Source organism: Pseudomonas sp. BF-R-30, from assembly GCF_019956175.1.
GTDB classification, from domain to species: domain Bacteria; phylum Pseudomonadota; class Gammaproteobacteria; order Pseudomonadales; family Pseudomonadaceae; genus Aquipseudomonas; species Aquipseudomonas jessenii.
In genome coordinates, this window is record NZ_JAHBDE010000024.1 from 1 (window position 1) to 23,051 (window position 23,051).

The following is a 23,051-nucleotide window of genomic DNA, read 5'->3' on the forward strand; positions in this document are numbered from 1 at the left end:
CTTTCGGGAAGTAAGGTACCTTGGCCTCGATGTTCACCTTGGATAAAGCGCTTCATGGGCGATCCCTGCGATGAATTCCTCAGAAATCATAGCAAGGGTTCACGAAGGCGTTTTTACACACTCTGGGCCGGTTTCTGCCTGTCCCCACCGGCCGCTATATAGGGTCGTTTTTAGCCCTTCGCAACGGACAACAATCGACCAATAGCAGCCCTTGATGTTTGGCTGCTATTGGCAAAAAGGCAGCACAAGCCGACACCAACCTACGGCGAGTATCAGCAATGGGCCGCAAGATTTACTTCGTGACCACCAGCGCCGGTGGCTGCCAGCTGCCGTCGCCAGCGGGAAGAATCGAAGGCGGTGCGGTCTTCGGCCAGTAGAGGCGCATTACCAGAAAGACCGTGTCGTCAGGCGCGGGCAACCAGTTTGCCTCCTTAGCCTTGCCGGGGGAGTCTTTCTGGATGTACAGCGTCAGTGAACCATCCGTGTTTTTCTTCATCGCCGACAGCATCGGCGAATTGATCAGGTAACGGTTGAGCGGATTCTTGACCAGTAGCTGGCTCTTGCCGTCGTACATGGTCACCGACCAGAAGGCATTGACTGGCGGCAGTTTGCCGGCCGGGAAAGTCAGCGTGTACTTGCGCTTGCTGGTATCCAGCGTCTGGCCGGTGCCGTCGGTGCGCGTGTTGGGATACATCGCCTCGACGGCGTCGTTGCCGTAGAGGCCGCCTTTCGCGGCACCAGCACGTTTCAGCCAGTCGGCCTTATAGAACGTTTGGTCGCCGAAGTACGCGCCTACGCTCCAGCCGTTGATTATCTTCGTCCCGCTCGCGAGGAACTTGTCGACCTTCTCGTCACCGGCCTTCATCCCGAGCAGGACCACGGCCTTGTGCTCGAGCGAGAGGTCTTTAAATTCGAAGCTGCGACCGGGTCCCACCCCAATGCTCGCCAGCTTGGCCCGGATCTCCTTGTCGTCAGCCGATGGCGGCACATACTCCATCGCGGCCGACAGGTACTCGAAGAAGTTGGCCTTGATGCCTTCCGTCGTAGCCGGCACGAAATCAATCTTCGGCGCAGTGGGCGGCGCGGGTTGATGGAGGAAGGCGGACAGCGGCTGGACCTTGTAGCCCGCTTGCACCTTCTCGACATTCGGCATGTCCTTGGCGTTGTAGAGCTGAGTCCGAATGGCGCTCACGGCGAAGGGAGTGGTCGAGGTGAAGACTTTTTTGATACCGGGAGGGGGCACGCCTTTCCAATCAGGACCGACCACCATGTAGTCGCCCGCTTCGTTGCCGGTGGCACGGCTGCCGATGTAACCGTAGTTGTAAGTGTTACCGTCGATCATCTGCACCGAGTAGTAACGCCGCTTGTCCACTGCCGGCACCGAGATCACCATCGGCTCCGCGCGCAGGTCCAGCCAGACAAACGAGTACGGGGTGTCGCTGTTCGGAGTGATGATGGCCGTGTCTTGGTAGGTGAAGACGCGAGGCTCGTTCTTGATCTGGTTGAACGGCGCCTTGAATTGCGGGCCGCCCTTGTCCACAGCATATTCGTTCATCACGGCGTAGTTCATGACCAGCGGTAAGCCGTAAATAAAGCCTTCCTCGGCGATCGCCTTGGTCTGCTCGAGACTCGGCGCGGGTACGCCCTTGGTCACATCCGTCTTGTCTGCCTGCGTGATCGGATCGTTCTTGCTCGCACACCCCGCAAAAAGCGTTGAACCCACGACGACGAGTGCCGCAGCCATTGTCCAGCCCCGGTTAGACTTCCTGTTCATTTCCACCTCGTTAGTTTTGAGCAAGCTGGCACCGTGAGCGTTCATGACCACGGTGAAATAATTTGAATGCTTGAAACCCTCCCGACTTTTTTCAGTAGTGCCAGGTCATGTGGGCGATCAGGGTTTCAATCCAGGCGTTGTCGAACTCGCCTGATACACGATTGCCAGACAAGTTTTTTTGCTGATCGACTGGCGTGCCCCCACACAGACCGCGACCCACTGAAATTCAGGTCTGTCTCTTTACTTAGCGACTGAGTAAATCCTGTGGCGAAGCGCCAACTCACACGCCCAGGGAGTGTAGATCACAATAAGCCAGCATCCCCTTGCGCAGCTGAGCAGCTCAGATTCAGTTCCGTAATATTTACGCGCGCCGTTATGGACCATTTGGCTTCGAGAACAGCCAATCGTGATCAGCAGCCAAAAAGCGGATAGTCAGAGATTAACTCTTGAGGTCCGCCAAAGACCGCTATGGGTCGACAGTTGCCTATAGCGGCAGGCCAGACTCCGCCAAACCTGATTGCTTTGTTAAAAACAATGACTCACACAACATGCATCTCGTCGGAAATTCAAAAGACGGAATCATAAACTTTCCCCGCCAACCTACTCGCATCAAAATACATGCCAAGTATAAATTCATGTACACAAAAAGATGTACATCCAATTTAATCTATACTAATCAAGTAATTAATGTTATTTTCGAGTCTCCCTCGGGCACCAAAATTAAGAAAGGTCTTGCTTTGCAAGGCCTTTTTTTTCGCCCGCAGAAAAGCACCTGACACCCCACCGCCCTGTGTAGGAGCTGGCTTGCCAGCGATTTTTTAACCCTCCCCCCTCGGTCAGTAAGACACTCATCAAGGATTCCCCCATGGAATTGCACCTGGAAACCGTCGCCCTCTTCTCCCTCAAACTGGCTTATGAGACGGAAGATCAGAGCCCGATTTTGCGGGATGATTTGGTGATGGGGGATTACCAGCGGGATGTGTTTGAGTTGCTGGTGCGACGGGGGGATGTTGAGGGGATTCAGTTGAAGGTGGATGAGTGTGTGGGGTTGGCGCTGGAGGCTGTTGGGGGTGTGGATAAGCCGTTGGGGCGGGAGTTGCGGAGGTTGGCGGGGGAGTTTGCCGGGATTCAGGCGATGGAGGAGCTTGATGCTCCGCTCATTGCGCTTAAGGATTACCTGAAAGACATTCAATGAATGAAGGTGAGCAGCCTAAAAAGCGGGAATGCCCGTGAGCCGGACCGAGGTAGAACATCACGTCTTATCCTGCCCCTGTTTCATACCCATTTCCCAATCTTTTCATCGCCTACCTGGGTTATCCAAATCCACTTCCGACCAAAAGCGGGCATTAAACGATAGCTGCCGTTATCTTTACGCAATTGAATCAGCTATCAGAAAGCATCATAAGTCCGGTGTGTAGAGGGGTTGCCAGCTGTGTTTTAGTGGTGCACCTCGGGCCTGTGATGCGCTTGCATCGCGCGACTGGGACAATGTCTTCCCAGCTATCTACCCTCTCCCAGACGGGCTTTTGTGAAACGCCCCACGACCCTACGAGTGGCACTTTGATGGTACTTGCTTTTCCGCTAGGATGGCTCGCGTGGAGCATGTGCATAATTGAGATCTTGGACACTATGCCTGCGTAACTGAGGCCCTCGCACAACCGACCCACAACTGTCGTAGGCGATTAAGACGCAGCTGTGGCTAAAAATAACGAGGTTGCGGACGATACCATCAAAAAAACCAGCATCGCTTGATCGTAAGATCGTTGCGATGACCCCGTGCCGATGTCGGCGTTCTGCCGATGGGCTTACGCGTTAAGGATAACGAATCTACTAAAAACGCCCTTTCCTGAACCTATTTCGGGTCACATCGGCCCGGTTCGTCCGGTTGGGTGAAACAAGGATTCGTTGATAATCACGAGTTATGGAAATTTTGAGATGTCTTTTCTGAAAAGGGTGTGGCTGGGGATCAGGAATTTTTTCCTGGGCAGTGGCGAGCGTCACGAGGGTGAGGCAAGCTTCCCTGAAATCAATCCGGACAGAATCAAGGCTGATCTCAAAGTCATCGAAACCGCCCGCGCTCACGGTGCAAAAGGGGTTCCGGACTTTCGCGACACTCGTCTGACTGAAACTGAGCATCAAATCCAAGGCACAGTGGGAAAGTTGCGTGCGGCCACCTTCAAGACGGGCGAGCGGTGGCTTAAGCAAATTCAGTCCAGGCTAGATGCTGTCGACCTCACAAAAGATTTCGACCATACAGTCCAGCTTGGAGACGAATTCGGTCGCAAGGCAGATTCCATTCTATCTAGTGCAAATGGAGAGCTTCAGGAGTCCATCAGGATTTCGAAGTCTCACGAGACCATTCTTGAGAGATTCCGCGAAGCCAACCAGTTACCTGATACGCCTGCGGAATTGCCAGGCCCTCTCGACCACGGCAAGAAGATCTGCTTACTCATTATTTTCTGTGCTGCTGAGTCGTTTATCAATGCGAATTTCTTCGCTAGCGGCCTCGTTGGAGGACTGATAAGCGGACTGCTCATGGCTCTCACCCTGGCAGTACTGAACCTTGCTCTGCCCTTTTTTGTCGGTCGTGTGTTCACCAACAAAAATCATGTCAACGGATTGCGCCGCGCCCTTGGGTGGCTGTGCTTCGGTATCGGAGTTGCTTGGACGTGCAGTATCGGCGTTTCCATGGCCTACCTCCGTCACGTGATGCCGTTGATCGATGACGAAGCCACTAATCAGATTCAGTTCGCCATTGATAGCTTTCTTCTCGGTGAATCTCCATTCACGGATATCAACAGCATCGCGCTCTGTGCGATCACAGTATTTTTTGGCTTGGTAGCGCTCCATCACGGCTATCGCTGGATGGATCGCTACCCGGGCTACTCCAAAATATACGGGGCGTATGTAGAGGCCTATCAGAACAAATTTGAAATCATAGCCAACCTTCGAGCAGCTCTTGAGGAAGAAAAGGAAAAGACACTTTCTCAGATCGATGCCAATGTCAAAAATGCCACTGAAGCTGTTCGATACTTTAAGTACAGCATGGGCGAAAAATCAGTAGCCAAGAAAAAGGTTACTGAGCACCTGATTTTGGCGGACAAAACAATAGAAGCCCTTATCGAGGCTTATCGATACGAGAATCAGATGGCTCGTCCATCAGACAAGCCACGTCCGGACTACTTCAACAACCCTATCGCATTAGAGCCGCAAGACTTGCCAGATTTTGGGCTAGAACGTGATGAAGCCCGCTTGGAAACTCAGGAGAAGATGCTTAGTGAGATGCTGGGGATCCTGCAACCCACTCGGGCCAAAGTGCAATCTTCCTTCGTTCAAAAGTTTGACCAATTGAAGCCTCTGGAAAGTCGGCTCTAGGATCGATCCATGTCTGTATATAGAAAGCGTAATGCGACCTCTCCGGTCACGCTGGTGATGTATGTAGTTGCAGCCATGATTCTGATCATTGGCGTAGCCACTGCCCTATGGTTCAACTTCAAGCAAGACAAGCTCGATAAGGTCACGTTGTGCCCATCGAGTGGGGCCAAAGGTCAATATGTCGTACTGATCGACAACACATCACCATTTCCCTTCACCCAGAAAACGGCGCTTAAGCAGCGCCTGAAAGACATGATCATGAATGACCTTCCCAAAGGCGCCATGCTCACGGTATTCCTATTGGGTGAAGACTATCAGCACAATGCAGAACCAGTGTTCGAAAAGTGCAACCCTGGCCAATGGGCTGAGGGAGATGAAATCTCGAAGACCAAGAAGTTCGTGGATCGCGACTTCAATGAAAAATTCGTAAAGCCATTGGAGGCTGTAGTCAATCGGATCCCCTTGGACGTACGAGCTAAAACTTCTCCTATCTTTGAAATGCTCCAGCTGACTAGCCAGAGAGGGTTCTCTCACAGTAATGCGAAAGGTGAAAAACAGCTAATCATATACTCCGATATGGCGGCAAATATGGAGTCTTTCACCATGTATAAGAACCCAAAGCTTAACTACAAGGAATTCTCAACAACATCTTATAGCCAGAAGGCTACAGCTCCTCATCTGGATGGTGTGGCAGTAATTATCAACATGATGGCAGCAGAACCAGCAGTGACCCCTTACAACAGGCGTTCGGAGTTCTGGGCTGCGTATTTTTCTGCTAACGGTGCTTCGTTAGGTGATGTTATCCCCATGGAGGGGCTGTAATGAAGAGTCAACATGCAGCCATTCACCGTGTACAAACCTGGTTTTTGATCGCATTATTTATCAAAGTTGCTTGTGCCAGCATCAGCCTGAAACTCAGCGACCCTTTTTGGTTCGGGTTCATCATTCCAATCTCCGTGATGATTGCCTATTGGGGGGTTGGTTACCGCGTGCGTGAGCTATACGACGTCCGACTGACTCTGGCCAAATTTGCTGACTCGATTTACTACCTCGGCTTCCTGTTCACGGTAGTGAGCATCATTATTTGCCTACTCGACATCCAAAGTATCGGTGACAACCTCACCAATATGGCGACTCGCTTTGGTGCTGCTATGGTCAGCACGGCTATCGGTATGGTTGCCCGCACGTTGCACGTAGGGTTCCGGCCGGATCAGAACGACGCTGTCCGAAGCGTAGAGGAGCGCGCTATCAGTGCTTCCGAGCAGCTCGCTTTCATGTTCGAAGAAACCCGTGAAAAGCTCACCCGCTTCCGCGATGAGGTCGTATCGATATCCAAAGAAACGACATCCGGAGCCAGGGAGCAGATCGAAGAGCTGACTAAGCATAGTAAAGGTGCGATGGATGCTTATTTTGCCAATGCCACTCAGCGAAGTAACGAAGCTTTCGACGCTATGCTCAAGGATGCTAAAACTGCCAGCGATGACCTTCTGGTGACCATTAACGGTCTAGCCGATAAAAGCGCGAGCACGCTCGAACGAATGGAAGCTCATGCGCTCGACTTTGGCAGTTTGGCCACCAGGCGTCTGGAGCAAACACTCTTCCCGGACGACCTATTCGCTAACAAACTAAAGCCGTCTATCGATACGCTTGCGCAAACGACCGAAGGCGTTAACGCAAACATTTCCACACTCGTCGACGATGTGAAGACCGCTGCTCGCTCCGTTGGAACCGCCATTAGAGGCTTGAATGCTAAAACTCAGACACTGGAAGAGACCTTCCAATCGGTCAGCGGCATCGTCGAAAGCCAGCAGCGTTTGATGGACGCAATGAGCAGCCAAGGCACCACTTTGCTTGATGGTGTAGATCGAGTGCAGAAGGAGTTTTTGGATACCCTGGATGACTATCAGAAAGACTTCCAGGAAGAAATTAAGGTGAACCGCCAAGCGATCGAACAGGTGGTTGAAAGGCTTCAAGCCCTTCACCAGATCATTGAAGCGGACGATTCCAGAGCGGTTCTCAGCGAGGAAATAGGAGAAGCCTTCCGTGCGGTGGGTGAGGTAAATCTACGTGCGAACGAAGCATTCTCCGAATCGATCAAATCCACGCTGACTCCACTGATTCAGGCGATCGTAGCGAATAACGAGACTCACAGCGTGCTGACGTCTCAGGTTGTGGCAGGAAACGCGGCGATCGAAGCTGCGCACGAGCATCTCGATAAGCTTGTTCGCAAAATAGAGCACATCAATCAGATTGAAGTACGCCAGCCGGCAGTCAACGAGTCTGTCATTCAGGCAGATGCTGAAAAACCCATTGCGCAGCATGTGGGACAGCAGACTCCTGAAGTGAGACCTGCTTGATGACTCAAAAAAATGACCAGGTATTCAACCTGTCGATTACGGAAATCTGGATGGTGCTCGCCTTCCTCCTTTTGCTTCTGACAGGCTGGCAGGTATGGAAGCTAACGAACGAAAAAAACTCACTTGAGCAGAGGGTTGCTGGTCTTAGTGAGTTGAGTGATCGCGAAAAAGCGGTGAGCGAAGCCACGGCAGCTCTCAAGGTGAAGCTTCAGCATATCGGGATCAAAAACCCAGATGAGATTGTCAGCAAGCTCGTGGATGCCTCCAAAGCCCGAGATGAATCGGAGCGTCTGAAAGTTTTGTTAACCCAGAAGGACGAGCAGCTCGCTACGTTGGCACCGATCGACAAGGCTCTGGAAGAAAGTGGTAGCAAGGACAAAGGCCAGGACGCAAAGCGGCTCGTGCTTGAAACGCTAATGTCCTATGAACAGCTCAAAAAATTGGTTGCTGACCCCTCACAAGAGATCAAGCCAACTGATGTGGTGAAGCGCGTTGAAGAATTGAGCGCCACAGAGGCGGCAGTTAAAAGCGGCTTGAACATCGATTCGACGCCTTCGGCTGATCAGGTTCAAAAGATCGTTAAGGACGCTGCGGCTTACGCAGAAGCAGACAAGGCAGGACTTAACCCTGTCGCACTGCAAAAGTCGAACAGTGATTTAAAGGGGCAAGTCCAGTTCCTGAACAACAAGCTCAACCGTGGCAAAGGTGGGGATTTCCCACCCTGCTGGGCTGACAGTGCTGGCAAGCCCGAAATGTTTCTTACCGTCTATACCAAGGACGATCAGTTGACGTTTGAGCCTGCATGGCCTGCCTCACGGCTTGCTGATGCCCAAGCCCTTCCTGGATTTGTCGAACTGATGACAAACACCACTCGTGGGTATGATGAATTTGTGAGAGTGACATCGGCAATCAAAGCGCTCGGCGAAAAAAATGAATGCCGGTACTTCGTACGTTTGACCAGTCAGATCCAAAGTGCGCCACTATCCGATCGACGCCGGATACAGATCGAAAGCAATTTCTACAAAATCGAAACCAGACGGTGGTAGGAAGGTTTGACCTGCGGGGCGTCTCGATGATTTGAGACTGGCTCTGCGCAAGTCTTACACGAGCGGCAGCTAGTGAATGTGGATTCAAGCGATCGATGCAACAGATTGGCTAAATCGTTCAGCGGGCGTTTCGCAGCTCAGTGTTTTCCGAAGGCGGCTATGGCTATTTAGTTGCCTTGCCACTTCATTAAACGTGGCTTGCGAGTGATCCGTAAAATCGGAGCACTTGGACGCACCAGTCTTCGCGTTCAAGGATTACTTGAAAGATGTTTTGTGATAGTTAAGGGTGAACCTCATCTCAAAGCTGCGCGTAGGCCTTATCAAAATTTTCAAAAGCTTGGTCGACCTTATATCGGAGCATCAAAGAGGCGGAAAGCTTCACGATCGCCTCGAAAATTAAATGCCCTGATGGAATCTTGCATTGACCAATGCATCGACTGTAAAACTCGTCGAACTCATACGCATAGACGGTGTAAAAAACACCCCGAGGCTCTCGGTCCAACCCGATAGTAATGCGCGTACCGAGTTATCTCTAACACTTGATTCAGGCAGTGAGAACTCCAATACATCGTCGAACGGAATGAACATAGCAGTAGCAGACATTACAAAAACACTTGCGATATCCAGTGATTCTTTTACAAACTCAAGGTCAGGGGTTTTGTATTCGTGCTCAAGAATATTCCGCACATCAACTATTTTGCGCAATAGGCTCGACGCCAGTAGACCAAGCGCGCGCAATCTCTCTAATTTCTTCGGAACATTCCACCTAAGCGATGGATAGCCAAAAGAAATCAAAAACTGATCAATCTGACAGACAATCGCGCGCTTTGAATTAGTCGTTGCGTTAATAAGCGCAGACAGCCCCCCCCGTTCAAAATCGTCTTCTGCCAAGCTCAAAACTCGACAGGTGAAGTTTTTAGCTCCGTCATTGTGAAGCTGCCGCCACCTAAATTTACTGCACATTTGCTCATATCGAATTCATTAGCTTGGCAAAACTCTTTGATATTCATCTTACGACCGGGCTATTGGGCAGTCCCAGCAGCTGCAGAAAACTCAGTCTATCAGCGACGCAACCGAGATGACCTACTCTCGAGAGGTTGATTAGTGTCCGATAGCCCACGACTGAATCTGTTTTTGACCCCAGCCTCTGTCGATGGAAACTGCATTGTCGTCGAGGTTGCAGGTACGGGGCTTACACGATACCCTCCCACCGTCGCTGCCAATTCAGCGACCGGGTGTGAGAGCCCGAAACAATCAAGGCGCAAAGCGCCCCAAAACCTGTCGTGGCGTTTTTTTTCGTCTGCGATATGGCTTTATGGCGGCTGTGCGTGGGAGACCTTCGGGTCTACCGGTTGCCTTGATTGCCGGTTTCTCACCCCGCGCACGGCTGTCACCCAAGCCCGTGAGAAGGCTCGTGGCAGCTCCTCAAATCAAGGATGTTGACCATGACCAAGACAAATCCGTTTGAAATTTGGCTATTCCCTCAAAGCAATTCCCAATCGCGTAACCCCCTCCCCCATTGCCTCTCCATCCTCGGAGGTGGCCAATGACTGAACAACCTGAACTCAAAACTATCGGCCTGACACCGGCCATCTACTGTGCGGATCAAGCGCTGTTTCATGTCACTCGCGGGGTTCCTCTTGGCGATGCGTTGTCCATGGCCTCCGATTTTCTGTTCCTGGCCAAGGCGCTCACTGAAGATGCCGCTTATGCCAGAGACACTGACCGTCACGCCTGGGCTGCGCATTATCTGACTTCGATGAGTAAGGCGTTGGTGGATGATGCGGTGAAGGTGCTTACTCGGGATCGGGATAATGTGCTGGCGTCTAAGCGGACGGGGGCTAAGGCTGAGGGGTAGTGAGCGAAAGCGCCAGGATAGTTTTTGGTTTCACAAGTCAGGCGTGACGCTGTGAGAGCGGGCTTGGTTGCGGTGGCCGGGGTATTCAGCGGGACACGTGGATGCCTTGCGTTTTTCGCGAGCAAGCCCGCTTCCACAGGGGGTTGCAGTGGGCTGGCGGGCATTGTTTGGCCCCAGTGTGTGAGTGGGTTTGTGGTGCAATCTTCAGCATTGAGGGTGGTTGGGCTGGCGCTATCGCGAGCAAGCTCGCTCCCACAGGGGGGTTGTGTGGCGGGTGGTATTTCGGCTTGGCCTTGAGGTTTTTCGGGGCTTTTTGTGTTCGGTTCGGGGGATGGCTTTCGGTTTGTAGCGGAATGGATCGGCGGATCTGTTCCGTAAAATTGCCCACGGTTCTGATGCTTCTTCTCACCTGTAATGCTTGCTATACATCAGCCTTCGACAAGCCCTTCGGGCATTAGGCCAGTGTGTGAACGCCCCTTGCGGCACTCATCTAGACTTAATGGATAGTCGTAGGCAGAACCGAGCACGTCGCTTTGGTGCAGGTCGATCAACAGCAGCGTGGCAAGCTGCCCTTTATGCCCAGTAGAGATGCGGCGAAGACCGCGTCGGGCACAACAAGATGCCCGCTCAGGGTGCCCTGGCCAACGGCCTGAAAATGCCACGATACCGTGACGTGGTGTGAGTGCCGCAGCCGACACTTTCGGACGACCGACGACCATCTGGTTTGTCCGTGACCGTGAGGATTGCTGAATGCCTGATGAGATGTTGCACCTGCCTGTGGTCAACAGTCTGCTGGAGCGCCACAAGGGCTCTGCGGGTGCGCTGTTGCCCATTCTTCATGATATTCAGGAACGCATCGGTTACGTCCCCGATGTCGCCGTCCCCGAGATTGCTCATGCCCTCAATCTGAGCCAGGCCGAGGTTCGTGGGGTGATCAGTTTTTACCATGACTTCCGTACCGCGCCGCCGGCCAAACATATCCTGCGGCTGTGCCGGGCTGAGTCGTGCAAGAGCCGCGGTGCCGAGCAGTTGGCCGAGCAGTTGCGTGAGCGGCTGCAACTGGACGATCACGGTAGCAGCGCCGATGGCAGCATCAGTTTGCGTCCGGTGTATTGCCTCGGTGCCTGTGCCTGTTCGCCTGCTTTAGAGCTGGATGGTCGGGTGCATGCGCGGCTGAGCGCTGAGCGTCTGGATGCCTTGCTCGACGCTTGCCGGGAGGACGCGTGATGCCGACTCTCTATCTGCCCTGTGATTCGCTAGCCCGTGCCGTGGGTGCCGATGAGGTATCCGTGGCCCTGATCACTCAGGCCAAGGAACGCAATCTGCCGCTGGAGCTACAGCGCACCAGTTCGCGCGGCCTGTACTGGCTGGAGCCGCTGCTGGAAGTGGACAGCCCCCAAGGCCGGATCGGTTTCGGCCCATTGACCGCTGCCGATGTGCCGTCGGTGCTCGATGCCCTGCAAGGTGAGCCGTCCGCTCATCCACTGGCCTTGGGACTGGTGGAAGAATTGCCTTATCTGAAGACTCAACAACGCCTGTTGTTCGCCCGTGCTGGTATTACCCGGCCGCTGTCCCTCGAGGATTACCGGGCTCATGGCGGTTTCGAGGGCTTGACCCAGGCCATCGCCCTTGGCGGCGAGCAGACCGCGACGGCGGTGTTCGATTCAGGCCTGCGTGGCCGTGGCGGCGCGGCTTTCCCCGCCGGGATCAAATGGCGCACGGTACGTGCGACCGAAGCTTCGCAAAAGTACATCGTATGCAACGCCGACGAAGGCGACTCCGGCACTTTCGCCGACCGCATGTTGATGGAAGGCGACCCCTTCCTGCTGATCGAAGGCATGGCCATTGCCGGTCTCTGCGTCGGGGCCACCTACGGCTACATTTATGTGCGCTCGGAATACCCGGATGCCGTGGCCACGCTGCGTGCGGCGTTGAACATCGCCCGAGACGCCGGTTACCTCGGCGCCAATGTCGGCGGCAGCGGCCAGGCCTTCGATATGGAAGTGCGAGTCGGTGCCGGTGCTTACATCTGTGGTGAAGAAACCGCGTTGCTGGACTCCCTCGAAGGCAAGCGCGGGATCGTTCGTGCCAAGCCGCCAATTCCTGCCTTGAAGGGTCTGTTCGGCCTGCCGACGCTGGTGCACAACGTGCTGACTTTGGCCTCGGTGCCGCTGATTCTGGCCAAGGGTGCGCAGTTCTATCGCGATTACGGCATGGGCCGTTCCCTGGGCACCATGCCCTTCCAGCTCGCGGGCAATATTCGTCACGGCGGTCTGGTGGAACGGGCCTTTGGCCTGACCCTGCGCGAACTGGTGGAAGACTACGGCGGCGGGACCGCCAGTGGCCGGCCGCTGAAGGCCGCACAGGTTGGCGGCCCGCTTGGCGCCTGGGTGCCACCTTCGCAATTCGATACACCGCTGGATTACGAAGCCTTTACGGCCATCGGCGCCATGCTTGGTCACGGTGGTGTGGTGGTGGCTGACGACAGCCTGGACATGGCCCACATGGCGCGCTTCGCGATGCAGTTTTGCGCCGAGGAATCCTGTGGCAAATGCACCCCGTGCCGCATCGGCTCGACCCGTGGCGTTGAGGTGATCGACCGCCTGCTCGCCGCGCCTGACGCGAGTGGTCGCGATGAGCAGGTAATCATCCTCAAGGACCTGTGCGACACCCTGCAATACGGTTCGCTGTGCGCATTGGGCGGCATGGTTTCCTTCCCGGTCGCCAGCGCCCTCAAGCACTTCCCCGCCGACTTCGGCTTGCAGCCCTCGGAGGCCGAGCAATGATCACTCTCTTCGACCCGAAAACCGATATCGATCTGGGTACGCCAGCCCGCGACAGCCAGGTGCAGGTCACCCTGAACATCGATGGCCGCAGCATCAGCGTGCCCGAAGGCACCTCGGTGATGCGCGCCGCCGCGCTGCTGGGCACCACCATTCCGAAACTCTGTGCCACTGACAGCCTGGAAGCCTTTGGCTCCTGCCGCATGTGCCTGGTGGAGATCGACGGCATGCGCGGCTACCCCGCGTCCTGCACCACGCCGGTCACTGAAGGCATGACCGTGCATACCCAGACGCCAAAGCTCGCGACCCTGCGGCGCAATGTCATGGAGTTGTACATCTCCGATCACCCGCTGGACTGCCTGACCTGCTCGGCCAACGGCAACTGCGAGCTGCAAACCGTCGCCGGACAGGTCGGCCTGCGGGAAGTGCGTTATGGCTATGAAGGCGAAAACCATCTGGAGGACGTGAAAGACACCTCCAACCCCTACTTCGACTACGACCCGAGCAAGTGCATCGTCTGCAACCGTTGCGTGCGCGCCTGCGAAGAAACCCAGGGCACCTTCGCCCTGACCATTACCGGGCGTGGTTTTGAGTCCCGCGTGGCTGCGGCCGGTGGCGAGAACTTCCTCGATTCGGAATGCGTGTCCTGCGGCGCCTGCGTGCAGGCCTGCCCTACCGCGACGCTGATGGAAAAAAGCGTGGTCGAGCTGGGCCAACCGGAACGTAGCGTGATCACCACCTGTGCCTATTGCGGCGTGGGTTGCTCGTTCCGCGCCGAGATGAAAGGCGACCAGTTGGTGCGTATGGTTCCGGACAAGAACGGACAGGCCAACCATGGCCACTCTTGCGTCAAAGGGCGCTTTGCCTGGGGCTACGCCACCCACCCGGATCGCATCACCAAGCCGATGATCCGCAAGCACATCAGCGACCCTTGGCAGGAAGTCAGCTGGGATGAAGCGGTGACTTACGCCGCCAGCGAATTCCGACGTCTGCAGCAAAAATATGGCCGCGACTCCATCGGTGGCATCACCTCCAGCCGTTGCACCAACGAAGAAACCTATCTGGTGCAGAAACTGGTGCGCGCCGCCTTCGGCAACAACAACGTCGACACCTGCGCACGGGTCTGCCACTCGCCGACCGGCTATGGCCTGAAACAAACCCTGGGCGAGTCCGCCGGTACCCAGAGTTTCGACTCGGTGATGCAGGCCGATGTGATCCTGGTGATGGGCGCCAACCCCAGCGACGCCCACCCGGTGTTCGCCTCGCAACTCAAACGCCGCCTGCGTGAAGGCGCACGGCTGATCGTCATCGATCCACGGCGCATCGATCTGGTGGATACGGTGCATGCCCGCGCCGAATATCACTTGGCTCTGCGCCCTGGCACCAACGTCGCCATGCTCAATGCCTTGGCCCACGTGATCATCACTGAAGGCCTGCAAAACCAGGCCTTTATCGACGCCCGTTGCGAGGGTAGCGATTTCGCGACCTGGAGTGAGTTTGTCAGCCGCGCGGAAAACTCGCCGGAAGCCCTCGGCCCGATCTGCGGTGTACCCGCTGCCGACATCCGTGCCGCTGCGCGCCTGTATGCCACCGGTGGCAATGCGGCGATCTACTACGGCCTGGGCGTTACCGAGCACAGCCAGGGCAGTACATCCGTGATGGGCATTGCCAACCTGGCCATGGCCACGGGCAACATCGGCCGCGAAGGCGTGGGCGTGAACCCGCTGCGGGGGCAGAACAACGTTCAGGGCTCCTGCGACATGGGCTCCTTCCCCCATGAACTACCTGGCTACCGGCACATCTCCAACGAGGTGGTGCGGGCGCAGTTCGAACAGGCCTGGAACGTCACCCTGCAACCCGACCCGGGCCTGCGCATCCCCAACATGTTCGAGTCGGCACTGGCCGGCAGTTTCAAGGGTCTGTATTGCCAGGGCGAAGACATCGCCCAGAGCGATCCGAATACCCAGCACGTCACCGCCGCTTTGTCGGCCATGGAGTGCGTGGTGGTGCAGGATATTTTCCTCAACGAAACCGCCAAGTTCGCCCATGTGTTCCTGCCGGGCAGTTCGTTCCTGGAAAAAGACGGCACCTTCACCAACGCCGAGCGGCGTATCTCGCGGGTACGCAAAGTCATGGACCCGCTGGGCGGCAAGGCCGACTGGGAAGGCACGGTGGCCCTGGCCAATGCCTTGGGCTACCCGATGAACTACACGCACCCGTCGCAAATCATGGATGAGATCGCCAGCCTGACGCCGACCTTCACCAACGTCAGCTACGCCGCACTGGATAGCCACGGCAGCCTGCAATGGCCGTGCAACGCCGAGGCACCGGACGGTACGCCGACCATGCACATCGAGGAGTTCGTGCGCGGCAAGGGGCGCTTCATGCTCACCGGCTACGTGCCCACCGAGGAAAAGGTCAACAGCCGCTATCCGCTGCTGCTGACCACCGGGCGCATCCTCAGCCAGTACAACGTCGGTGCTCAAACCCGGCGTACCGACAACGTCGCCTGGCATGACGAAGACCGCCTGGAAATCCACCCGACCGACGCCGAGAGCCGTGGCATCAACGAAGGTGACTGGGTCGGTATCGGCAGCCGCGCCGGGCAAACCGTGCTGCGTGCGCGGATCACCGAACGGGTCGCCCCGGGCGTGGTGTACACCACCTTCCACTTCCCGGAATCGGGCGCCAACGTCATCACCACCGACAACTCGGACTGGGCCACCAACTGTCCGGAGTACAAGGTCACCGCCGTGGAAGTCAGCCGCGTTTATCATCCTTCGGAGTGGCAAAAACGCTTCCAGGAATTCAGCGATGAACAGCATCGTCTGCTCAAGGACCGGGGCCGTGGCGCCAAAGCGGAGGTACGCCGATGAGCACGAACAACCTGATCAAGATGGCCAACCAGATCGCCCAGTACTTTGCCAGCCAGCCCGACCAGCAACAGGCGGTGCTCAGTGTGCGCAATCATATGCAGATGTACTGGGCGCCCAGCATGCGCAAGGAATTGCTGGCGTGGCAGACGGAGCATCAAGGGGCGGACTTGCACCCGCTGGTGCAGGCGGCGGTGACTGGGGCGGGTTGGGAGGCTTAGCCTGCTGGCTGCAAAAAACTGTGGGAGCGAGCTTGCTCGCGATGAGGGCTTAACATTCAGCATTTTTGCTGGCTGATACGCCGCTATCGCGAGCAAGCTCGCTCCCACAAGGGTTTTGTGTTGGGGTTTGGCTTTGGGTTGACCAGGCTACACCCTATACCTCCTTCCTCGCCGCCGTCACCGTCACTTCAATGGCCCGGACACTGATCGCCGCGAATGTCGCGGTCATCAGCACGCCGTTGAAACCCAGCAGGATCGCCAGCACCCGCGACACACCCAGTTTGGGCACCAGCTCTCCATAGCCGATGGTCAGGCCGGTCACGAAGGCGAAGTAGATACCGTCTAATGGGCCCCAGCCTTCCAGGTGGGCGATGATGAGGCCGAACGCAATGATCACCAAAAGCAGTATCGAGAAGATCGGCCAGACCACTTTTAAATAGAACCAGACGGCTTTGTAGAACTCGTGGCGGACGTTTGATGCACGGGCGAGGTTCATGGCATGGGCTTCCTGGGGGTTGACTGGCCGACATTTGAATGCCCGGCGCTAATACCCCGTTCAGCTTGGCACAGGCGCTGAAAACTGCGACTAACGGGGCGTTATCTCTGACGAGGACTATGACAAAGATGACGCCCCGCAAACTATCCAGAAACCGCCCACTGTTGAATTCGTTGTAGGAGCGAGCTTGCTCGCGATGGTCGTCAACGATAACGCGTGTTTACAGGATAAACGCGACGCCCTTGAGTCCATCGCGAGCAAGCTCGCTCCTACAGTGTTCGGGTCAGTTCGGGTCAGTTCGCTTCAGTTTCCCGAATCAGCTTCTTGTTGATCTTGCCGACGCTGGTCTTGGGGATTTCGGCGACGAACTTGAACTGCTTGGGAATCGCCCATTTGTTGATGCGGCCGCCATCGACGAAGGCTTGCAGGTGCGTCTCCAGAATCTTGCGGTCGAGGTATTGCCCGGGCTCGCAAACGACCATGGCCATCGGGCGTTCACCCCATTGTTCGTCGGCAATGCCCACCACGGCGACAGACATCACGCCTGGGTGTTCGCTGATCAGGCTTTCGAGTTCCAGGGAGCTGATCCACTCACCGCCCGTCTTGATCACGTCCTTGATGCGGTCCTTGATTTCCACGCCGCCGAGCTTGTCGATCGAGGCCATGTCGCCGGTGTGCAGCCAGCCGTTGTGCCACAGCTCCGCGCCTTTGTCCGGGGCTTTCAGATAGCCCTGGGTCAGCCACGGCGCGCGTACCACGATCTCGCCCAGGGACTCGCCGTCATGGGGCACATCTTTGCCGTCGGCGTCGATGATCTTCAGGTCGACCAATGGCACCGGGGTGCCGGTCTTGATGCGGATCGGCAGTTGCGCTTCGGCGGACAGCTGCAGGTCTTCATCGCGCAGGTACGTCAGGCACAGCAACGGGCAGGTCTCGGACATGCCGTAGCCTGCGTGCACCACCATGCCTTTGGCATTGGCTTCGCTGGCCACGCCGAGGGTCAGCGCGCTGCCGCCCAGGAGCATTTTCCAGCCATCGAAACGGGTCGCCTTGCCTTCCTCACAGTTGAGGATCATCTGCAGGATGGTCGGCACGCAGTGGGAGAAGGTCACCTTCTCTTCACGGTACAGCTTGACCAGGCTGTTGGGTTCGTAGCGGCCCGGGTAGACCTGCTTGATGCCCATCAGGGTCGCGACATACGGCACGCCCCACGCATGCACATGGAACATCGGCGTGATCGGCATGTACACGTCGTCGGAGCGCAGCAGCGGCTGGCCCTGATAGACGCCCAGGGTGCCGACGGCATTCAGGGTGTGCAGCACCAACTGGCGGTGGCTGAAGTACACGCCTTTCGGGTCGCCGGTGGTGCCGGTGGTGTAGAACAGCGTGGCGACCGAGTTCTCGTCGAAATCGGGGAAATCGTACTGGTCCGAGGCCAGGGACAGCAGGTGCTCGTACTCGCCCAACACCGGCAGCGAGGTCGTGGTCGCCTCGTCATCGGTGAGCTGCAGGTAGCCTTTAACGGTTTCCAGCCGACCGTGGATCTGCTCGACCAAGGGCAGGAAATCATCATGCACCAGCACCAGGTCATCCTCGGCGTGGTTCATGGTGAACAGCACCTGCTCCGGCGACAGACGAATGTTCACCGAGTGCAGCACCGCGCCGATCATCGGCACGGCGAAGAAGCATTCCAGGTAGCGGTGGCTGTCCCAATCGAGCAGGGCCACGGTGTCACCGGCCTTGACCCCGGCTGCGGTCAGCGCATTGGCCAGGCGGCGAATACGCTTGTTGAGGGTCTGGTAGCTGTAGCGCAGCTTGTCGGCGTAGACGATTTCCCGGCCCGGCTCGTAGCGCACGCCGGACAGCAGCAATTGCTTGATCAGCAAGGGGTAGGCATAGGCGCCGTCGGCGGGCGGAATTATTTTTGTCGCCATCATGTTTAAGGTTCCTTGTCCTTTCGATCAGAACTGATCGGCTTGCAGCTCGTAGAGGCAGTCGCTGCCGGCCTTGGCCGATGCGCTCAACGAGTGGATACGCGGCAGCAACCGGGCGAAGTAGAAACGCGCGGTGGCCAGTTTGCTGGTGTAGAAATCGTCCTCGCCATCGCCGCTCATGACGGCCTTGGCCATGCGCGCCCACATGTAGGCGTAAGCGGTGTAGCCGAACACATGCAGGTACTCGACCGAGGCCGCGCCGATTTCGTTCGGGTTGTTTTGTGCCCGGTCCAGCAGCCACGCGGTCAGGTCGTCGAGAGTGTCGACGGCGGCGTTCAGCGGTTGGATGAACTCGGCAAGGTCAGCGCCAACGTTGGCGGTGAAGTTGCGGATTTCCGAAGCGAACAAGCGGTAGAGCGCCCCGCCGCTGCCGACGATCTTGCGCCCGGCCAGGTCCAGGGACTGGATGCCGTTGGTGCCTTCGTAGATCTGGGTGATGCGCACATCACGCACCAGTTGCTCCTGACCCCACTCGCGGATGTAGCCGTGGCCGCCGAAGATCTGCTGGCCATGGAGGGTGGTTTCCAGGCCCATGTCGGTGAGGAAGGCCTTGGCCACCGGCGTCAGCAGCGATACCAGATCCTGCGCGCGCTGGCGTGTCGGTGCGTCTTCGCTGTACTTGGCGATGTCCAGTTGCAGGGCCACGTAGCTGGAGAACGCACGGCCGCCTTCGTTCAAGGCTTTCATGGTCAACAGCATGCGGCGCACGTCCGGGTGCACGATGATCGGGTCGGCGGCCTTGTCCTTGAATTGCGCACCGGTTGGCGCACGGCTTTGCAGACGGTCACGGGCGTATTCGACGGCGTTCTGGTACGAGCGCTCGCCTTGGGCCAAGCCCTGGATGCCCACGCCCAGACGCTCGTAGTTCATCATGGTGAACATCGCCGCCAGGCCTTTGTTCGGTGCGTCGACGATCCAGCCGGTGGCGCCGTCGAAGTTCATCACGCAGGTGGCGGACGCCTTGATGCCCATCTTGTGTTCGATGGAGCCGCAGGACAGCGCGTTGTTTTCACCCAGCGAACCGTCGGCGTTGACCAGCACTTTCGGCACCAGGAACAGCGAGATGCCTTTCGGGCCTGCCGGTGCATCGGGCAGCCGCGCCAGTACCAGATGGATGATGTTTTCCGTCAGGTCGTGCTCGCCACCGGTGATGAAAATCTTGCTGCCGCTGACCTTGTAGCTGCCATCGGCCTGGGGTTCTGCCTTGGTGCGGATCAGGCCCAGGTCGGTGCCGGAATGGGCTTCGGTCAGGCACATCGAACCGGTCCAGGTGCCGGCGTACATGTTCGGCAAGTAAGCCGCTTTCAGTTCTTCACTGGCGTGAGCCTTGATCGACAGGCAGGCGCCGGCGGTCAGCATCGGGTACAGGCCGAACGACAGGCTGGCCGAGTTGACCATCTCTTCGACCTGGGCCGAAATCGCCTTGGGCATACCCATGCCGCCGTACTGCGGATCACCGCCGACACCCACCCAACCGCCTTCGGCGAAGGCTTGATAGGCCTGGGCAAAACCGTCCGGGGCGGTGACCGCGCCGCCGTTCCAGGTGCAGCCCTGTTCGTCGCTGGCGCGGTTCAGTGGCGCGATCACTTCGCCGCTGATCTTGCCGGCCTCTTCGAGGATGGCGGCGGCGGTCTCTTCATCGATCACGTCGGCCAGGCCGGGCAATTGTGCCCAGAGCCGGGACACCTGAAAAACCTCGTTGAGTACGAAGCGCATGTCGCGCAGGGGAGCTTTGTAATCAGACATCTTGGCTTACTCGGAAGTGGTCACGGCATGGGGCATGCCGGGACGTTCAGTGGATTCGGTGTTTTCGGTTGCCGCGACAGAACCGGGCTTGGGTGCCCGTTCGCGCAGCAGGAAGTACGACAGAGCGGGAATCAGGATCAGCGCGCCGAGCATGTTCCACAGGAACATGAAGGTCAGCAGGATGCCCATGTCGGCCTGGAACTTGATCGGCGACCAGACCCAGCACACCACACCGGCGGCGAGGGTGATGCCCACCAGCCCGACCACCCGGCCGGTGAAGGACACGGCGTTGCGATAGGCCTGGGACAGCGGCAAGCCTTGGCGCTGGAAGTGCAATTGCACGCTGAGCAGGTACAAGGCGTAGTCGACGCCGATGCCCACCCCGAGGGCGATCACCGGCAAGGTCGCGACTTTCACGCCGATACCCATGGCCACCATCAAGGCTTCGCAGAGGATCGAGGTCAGCACCAGCGGCAACAGGGCCACCAGTGTGGCGCGCCAACTGCGGAAGGTGATCAGGCAGAACAGCGTCACCGCCGCATACACGTACAGCAGCATGGTGCGGTTGGCTTCGCGCACCACGATGTTGGTCGCGGCCTCGATCCCCGCGGTACCGGCGGCGAGCAGGAACTGGCGATCCTCGGTGCTGTTTTCCTTGGCGAACTTGTCGGCAATCGCCACCACGGCATCGAGGGTTTCAGCCTTGTGATCCTTGAGGAAGGTGATCACCGGCATCAGCGAGCAGTCGGTGTTGAACAGCTCCGGCGAGTTGACCGAGGCTTGCTGCGCGGCGTAGTTGAGCACGTCCTGGTTGCGCTGGATGCTGTTGAGCTTGGGGTTGCCTTCATAAGTACCGGCAGTGATCTGCCGTACCGCGTTGACCAAGGACGCGGTCGCCTGCACGCCCGGATACTGTTGCAGCTCCCAGGCCAGGCGGTCGGCCAGCACCAGGGTCTTGTAGTTCAGGCAGCCTTCCGGCGCGGTCTTGATCATCACCGCGAACAGGTCGCTGGACAGCGCGTAGTGGCTGGTGATGTAGGCGTTGTCGCGGTTGTAGCGCGAGTCGGCGCGCAGCTCCGGCGCCCCGCTTTCCAGGTCGCCGATCTTCAGGTTCAGGCTGACCATGAAACCGCCGATGCCCATCAACACTGCGACCAATACGGCACCGGTGGCCCACTTGCGCGTGGTGAAGCGGTCGAGCAGGTCCCACAGTTTGCCGAAGCCTTTGTGGTGTTCGGCGCGATTGTCGATTTTCAGCGCACGCTCGGCGGCTTTCGCGCCCACACCGACATAGGACAGCGCCACCGGCATCAGCAGCAACGAGGTGAAGATCAGCACCGCGACGCCGATGCTGGCGGTGATCGCCAGGTCCTGGATCACCGGAATATCGATCAGCATCAACACGGCGAAGCCCACGGCGTCGGCCAGCAATGCGGTGACGCCGGCGATGAACAGACGGCGGAAGGTGTAGCGCGCAGCGATCAGTTTGTGGGTGCCGCGGGCGATGTCCTGCATGATGCCGTTCATCTTCTGCGCCGCGTGGGACACACCGATGGCGAAGATCAGGAACGGCACCAGCACCGAGTACGGATCGATGGCGTAGCCGAGCCAGGCGACGATGCCCAGTTGCCAGACCACCGCGACCAGCGAGCAGCCGACCACCAGCAGGGTGCTGCGCACGCAACGGGTGTAGGCGTAGATGATGATCAGCGACGTGACGACGGCCAGGCCGAAGAACATCATCACTTGAATGAGGCCGTCGATCAGGTCGCCCATGAGTTTGGCGAAGCCGATCACCCGCACCTTGTAATGACCGGTGCCTTCGACCCCGGATTTACGCGCAGCGCTGTCACCAGCGTATTCGATCTTGTCGCGCAACTGCTCTTCGAGCATCTGCGAGAAGGCGTGGTAGTTGATGCGTTGACCGCCGGCGGCGGCTTTGTCCATCAGCGGCACGATCAGCATGGTCGACTTGAAATCACTGGCTACCAGGCTGCCCACCACACCGGCGCGGGAGATGTTCTGGCGCAACTGTTCGATCTGTTCAGGCTGCCCCGAATAGGTGTCGGGCATCACCGGGCCACCCTGGAAACCGTCCTCGGTGACTTCGGTCCAGCGCACGGCCGGGCTCCACAGCGACTTCATCCACGCGCGGTCGACGCCTTCGGTGAGGAACAGTTGATCGTTGACCTGCTTGAGCACGTCCAGGTATTCGGGATCGAAAATATCGCCCTGGGTGTTCTCGACCACCACGCGCACCGAGTTGCCCAGACCGCGCAGCGACTGGCGGTTTTCCAGGAAGTTCTGGATGTAGGGCTGGCTCTGGGGAATCATTTTTTCGAAGCTTGGGCGCAACTCCAGGCGAGTCACGGCCATGAAGCCCAGCACCACGGTGGCGAGCGCCATCAGCAGCATGAACAGCGGGCGGTAGTTGAACACCAGCCGTTCGAGGAGGTTGCCGGAGCGGTGGTCGAAATCCCGCAGTTCGCGGATCACCGGCATGGCGTCTTGTTTGATATTGCCCATGT

16 protein-coding genes are annotated in these 23,051 nt (G+C 57.5%); 10 read left to right on the forward strand and 6 right to left on the reverse strand.

Annotated features, from left to right (window positions below; genetic code table 11):
* Positions 1-292: 292 nt before the first annotated feature.
* Complete coding sequence (locus KGB20_RS14610) at positions 293-1,744, reverse strand: DUF1254 domain-containing protein (protein ID WP_218279796.1); 1,452 nt, start codon at positions 1,742-1,744, stop codon at positions 293-295.
* 895 nt (positions 1,745-2,639) lie between these two features.
* Between KGB20_RS14610 and KGB20_RS14615 the strand changes: the two genes are divergently transcribed.
* The 5 genes from KGB20_RS14615 (at position 2,640) to KGB20_RS14635 (ending at position 8,552) form a co-directional block, all read left to right on the forward strand.
* Positions 2,640-2,969 (forward strand): hypothetical protein, encoded by a 330-nt coding sequence (locus KGB20_RS14615; RefSeq protein WP_154947365.1) that lies wholly within the window; start codon positions 2,640-2,642, stop codon positions 2,967-2,969.
* Between the two features lie 740 nt (positions 2,970-3,709).
* Positions 3,710-5,149 (forward strand): DUF1542 domain-containing protein, encoded by a 1,440-nt coding sequence (locus KGB20_RS14620; protein WP_154947364.1) that lies wholly within the window; start codon positions 3,710-3,712, stop codon positions 5,147-5,149.
* 9 nt (positions 5,150-5,158) lie between these two features.
* A complete protein-coding gene (locus tag KGB20_RS14625) occupies positions 5,159-5,971 on the forward strand; it encodes a hypothetical protein (protein ID WP_154947363.1) in 813 nt (270 codons plus the stop codon).
* Positions 5,971-7,506, forward strand: coding sequence for a hypothetical protein (locus KGB20_RS14630; RefSeq protein ID WP_154947362.1), 1,536 nt, complete (start codon positions 5,971-5,973; stop codon positions 7,504-7,506). Before KGB20_RS14625 ends, KGB20_RS14630 begins: the two co-directional genes overlap by 1 nt.
* Positions 7,506-8,552, forward strand: coding sequence for a hypothetical protein (locus KGB20_RS14635; RefSeq protein ID WP_154947361.1), 1,047 nt, complete (start codon positions 7,506-7,508; stop codon positions 8,550-8,552). The genes KGB20_RS14630 and KGB20_RS14635 overlap by 1 nt, the downstream gene beginning before the upstream one ends.
* A gap of 396 nt (positions 8,553-8,948) precedes the next feature.
* Here the strand turns inward: KGB20_RS14635 and KGB20_RS14640 are convergent, their stop codons facing one another.
* Entirely contained in the window at positions 8,949-9,443 is a 495-nt protein-coding gene (locus tag KGB20_RS14640) for a hypothetical protein (RefSeq protein ID WP_223473699.1), read from the reverse strand.
* A 655-nt stretch (positions 9,444-10,098) separates the two neighbouring features.
* On the opposite strand from KGB20_RS14640, the gene KGB20_RS14645 reads away from it, so the two are divergent.
* The 5 genes from KGB20_RS14645 (at position 10,099) to KGB20_RS14665 (ending at position 16,287) form a co-directional block, all read left to right on the forward strand.
* Entirely contained in the window at positions 10,099-10,410 is a 312-nt protein-coding gene (locus KGB20_RS14645) for a DUF3077 domain-containing protein (RefSeq protein ID WP_154947360.1), read from the forward strand.
* A 750-nt stretch (positions 10,411-11,160) separates the two neighbouring features.
* The gene (locus KGB20_RS14650) at positions 11,161-11,637 is read left to right on the forward strand and encodes a formate dehydrogenase subunit gamma (RefSeq protein ID WP_154947359.1); all 477 of its coding nucleotides are present in this window, start codon (positions 11,161-11,163) and stop codon (positions 11,635-11,637) included.
* Positions 11,637-13,196 carry a formate dehydrogenase beta subunit gene (locus KGB20_RS14655; RefSeq protein WP_154947358.1) on the forward strand — a complete coding sequence of 520 codons (1,560 nt, stop codon included), beginning with the start codon at positions 11,637-11,639 and terminating at the stop codon, positions 13,194-13,196. The genes KGB20_RS14650 and KGB20_RS14655 overlap by 1 nt, the downstream gene beginning before the upstream one ends.
* Positions 13,193-16,069, forward strand: a complete 2,877-nt coding sequence (gene fdhF / locus KGB20_RS14660; protein WP_154947357.1) for a formate dehydrogenase subunit alpha — start codon at positions 13,193-13,195, stop codon at positions 16,067-16,069. The genes KGB20_RS14655 and fdhF overlap by 4 nt, the downstream gene beginning before the upstream one ends.
* Positions 16,066-16,287 carry a formate dehydrogenase subunit delta gene (locus KGB20_RS14665; RefSeq protein WP_057716316.1) on the forward strand — a complete coding sequence of 74 codons (222 nt, stop codon included), beginning with the start codon at positions 16,066-16,068 and terminating at the stop codon, positions 16,285-16,287. Before fdhF ends, KGB20_RS14665 begins: the two co-directional genes overlap by 4 nt.
* A 154-nt stretch (positions 16,288-16,441) precedes the next feature.
* On the opposite strand, the gene KGB20_RS14670 is transcribed toward KGB20_RS14665, so the two are convergent.
* From KGB20_RS14670 to KGB20_RS14685, 4 genes are all read right to left on the reverse strand, one after another.
* On the reverse strand, positions 16,442-16,783 hold the full coding sequence (locus KGB20_RS14670) for a potassium channel family protein (RefSeq protein WP_154947356.1): 342 nt from the start codon (positions 16,781-16,783) through the stop codon (positions 16,442-16,444).
* Positions 16,784-17,076: 293 nt separating this feature from the next.
* Positions 17,077-18,720: a fatty acid--CoA ligase gene (locus KGB20_RS14675; RefSeq protein ID WP_154947355.1), complete on the reverse strand. Its 1,644-nt coding sequence runs from the start codon at positions 18,718-18,720 to the stop codon at positions 17,077-17,079.
* Between the two features lie 24 nt (positions 18,721-18,744).
* Entirely contained in the window at positions 18,745-20,523 is a 1,779-nt protein-coding gene (locus tag KGB20_RS14680; RefSeq protein ID WP_154947354.1) for an acyl-CoA dehydrogenase C-terminal domain-containing protein, read from the reverse strand.
* 6 nt (positions 20,524-20,529) lie between these two features.
* Positions 20,530-23,049, reverse strand: a complete 2,520-nt coding sequence (locus KGB20_RS14685) for an efflux RND transporter permease subunit (protein WP_223473698.1) — start codon at positions 23,047-23,049, stop codon at positions 20,530-20,532.
* Between the last annotated feature and the right edge of the window lie 2 nt (positions 23,050-23,051).